General features: G+C 45.0%; 2 protein-coding genes. Both read left to right on the plus strand.

The annotated features are described in order from the left end of the window. Nucleotides 1-547: 547 nt before the first annotated feature. Nucleotides 548-1,183, plus strand: a complete 636-nt coding sequence (locus tag PX481_RS08475) for a FeoA family protein (RefSeq protein ID WP_288094357.1) — start codon at nt 548-550, stop codon at nt 1,181-1,183. Between the two features lie 42 nt (nt 1,184-1,225). Further along, on the plus strand, nt 1,226-1,552 hold a 327-nt coding region (locus PX481_RS08480), incomplete at its 3' end, for a FeoB small GTPase domain-containing protein (protein ID WP_288094359.1).

The following is a 1,552-nucleotide window of genomic DNA, read 5'->3' on the forward strand; positions in this document are numbered from 1 at the left end:
CACCTGAAAATCGGTAAAACCCCACACCCCACACCCCACACCCCACACCCCACACCCTGCCCCTAGGAAAAGCTTTTTGCCGCAGACCCTAGGTAGGGTTTGCGGCAGAAAGTTTGTTGGTGGGGTTAGGAGTCGGTGGTCAGTAGCCGGTCGTTTCAGGCTTTGTTGCCCTCTCTTTTTGTACTAACTTATGTACTGAAAGGAGGATAATGCCAGGTTTTTGGGGGTCCCAATCCGATTTTCGCAGCACTAACATCGGATTTTAACAGGTCAAAAGCCTTATTTTCAAAGGGTTTTACCATTATTCAGCCGACCCTAAATAAATATTTTTCTTTTCTGTCTCCCCTTTTCGATTAGACTGGTAATTGAGAATAATTAGCATTTATTTTAGCGATCGCAAGTCTTAGACAGTTTCAAAACCGTTGACTGAGACTGACAGTAGTGCAGTTATCACCCTTTGGCTAATTCAGTAAACTCGATGAGCTATTAAGGAATTATTGTCACTCTTGAATGAAAGACCTTCTTTGCCTTTGGAGATAAGAAAAGCATGGACGATAAAATTAGACCTAATGAAGCAGAAAAACCAGAAAAATCGCCAAATAAAGCCCAATTTTCTCCTTGGGGCGGTACAGAGGCAGCAGCAGAACGTACTAGCTCCATGGATACTGATCTAACGGCCACCTATCCCCTCGCACAAGTGGAAATGGGAAAAACCGTCTGGTTAGTGGGATTTCAGGGGACAGGAGGAATCAATCGACTCCTAGGTATGGGATTAAACCCCGGCATTCAATTACAGGTAATTAGCTCCCAACCGAGGGGATCAGTTTTAATTGCCATTCAAGACAATCGTATCGGTATCGGGGCGGAAATGGCCGAAAAAATCCTCGTTAGTGACAGTCAACCGAAAAAACTGGAACCCAAAAAAGACCTACCTGAAGTAAGAACATTTCTGCGGGAGATACCCATAGGAAAAGCGGGTAAAGTTGTCGGTTATGACCGAGCATTGCGCGGATACAAAGGAAAATTGTTATCAATGGGATTAACTCCGGGGACAGAGTTTACCGTCATTCGTGTGGCACCTTTGGGGGATCCCGTCGAGATTCGAGTGCGGGGATTTCATCTCAGTCTGCGTAAACAGGAGGCAGACGCTTTAATCGTCGAACAAATAGACCCAGAAAGCTAAATTTAATCATCTAAGCCTATTCGTCACTCAATATCCTAAATTATGGTCAAACCGATTATCGCCTTAATTGGCAATCCTAACTGTGGCAAAACTACCCTTTTTAATGCTCTCACGGGGGCCAATCAACGGACCGGCAACTGGCCAGGAGTAACAGTCGATCGCAAAGAGGGACAATTTCAAGTTAACGGGGAAGATATCACCCTTGTGGATTTACCCGGAGTCTATTCCCTCGATGTGGAAGAAGGGGAGACAGGAATGGATGAATTAGTTGCTAGGGACTATCTGCTGTCAGGAGAAGCGGATTTAGTGATTAATATCGTCGATGCTGCCAATTTAGAGCGCAATCTCTACCTTACTACCCAAATCATG

The organism is Microcystis sp. M53603_WE2, assembly GCF_030065435.1.

Bases quoted from the DNA above. Each gene is read 5' to 3' on its own strand.
- PX481_RS08475 (WP_288094357.1), top strand. From the start codon at position 548: ATGGACGATAAAATTAGACCTAATGAAGCAGAAAAACCAGAAAAATCG.